The following is a 1,101-nucleotide window of genomic DNA, read 5'->3' on the forward strand; positions in this document are numbered from 1 at the left end:
AGTGGGGGTTTAGGCATGGCTCGTTGGCATGTGCCCGCTTTGTGGTCGCAGGCTTTTGGACTCTTCGTCCTATAGGTATGGATTTGCTCATTCCTCATCGCCGATGAGGGCGTCTGTTTGATTATTAAATGACGCTCGAATTCCGTCTGGTCTAGAAATGCGGTAGAAGCTCCCGGCCGGTCGAGGACCAATATCGATCACATGTATCGGGTAGAAGTTCCGCCATGAGCGAGCGGAAGCCGTATCCCAGTGACATATCCGACGCCCGCTGGGCCTTAATCGAACCCACCTTAACCGCCTGGCGGCAGGCCAGACTCGACCGCCGGCCCACCGGTCAACCGGCCTCGGTCGAACTACGGGACGTCTTCAACGCGATCCTTTATGTCAACCGCACGGGAATCGCCTGGAAATATCTGCCGCACGACTTCCCGTCCTACAACACCGTCTACGCCTACTACGCGGCCTGGCGCGATGAGGGAATCTTCGCACAGCTCAATTACGAGCTGACCGGCCTGGCCCGCGTCAAGGAAGGCCGTACGGCCGAACCGACCGCGTGCGTGATGGACACCCAGAGCGTGAAGACCTCCACCAACGTGCCCCTCACCAGCCAAGGAACCGACGCCGCAAAGAAGATCGTCGGTCGCAAGCGCGGCATCGTCACCGACACGCTCGGCCTCATCCTCGCCGTATCCGTCGCCGCCGCAGGCCTGTCCGACAACGTGATCGGCAAAGGGCTACTCGACCAAACCAAAAGCGCCTACCCGACGATATCCAAAACCTGGGTCGACACCGGCTTCAAGAACGCCTTAATCGAACACGGCGCCACATTGGGCATCGACGTCGAAGTCGTCTCCAGAAAAGCCGAAACCCGTGGATTCCATGTCGTCAAACGCCGATGGGTCGTCGAACGCAGCCTGGGCTGGCTCATGCTGTATCGCCGTTTAACCCGCGATTATGAGACCCTACCCGCCAGCTCTCAAGCCATGATCCACATCGCGTCGATCAATAACCTGGCCAGGCGCATAACGGACGAGACCACCCCAACCTGGCGAGGCACCTACTAGAACATAAGCCGCAATCTACTCAAATCAAATGCCCTCT

General features: G+C 58.7%; 1 protein-coding gene. It reads left to right on the top strand.

The genetic code is table 11. From position 1 onward, the window contains the following. Positions 1-224 precede the first annotated feature (224 nt). Positions 225-1,064 (top strand): IS5 family transposase, encoded by an 840-nt coding sequence (locus KLK06_RS59420; protein ID WP_214644752.1) that lies wholly within the window; start codon positions 225-227, stop codon positions 1,062-1,064. The last annotated feature ends 37 nt before the right edge of the window (positions 1,065-1,101 follow it).

It is taken from the genome of Nonomuraea sp. NEAU-A123 (assembly GCF_018603905.1).
Taxonomy (GTDB): Bacteria; Actinomycetota; Actinomycetes; order Streptosporangiales; family Streptosporangiaceae; genus Nonomuraea.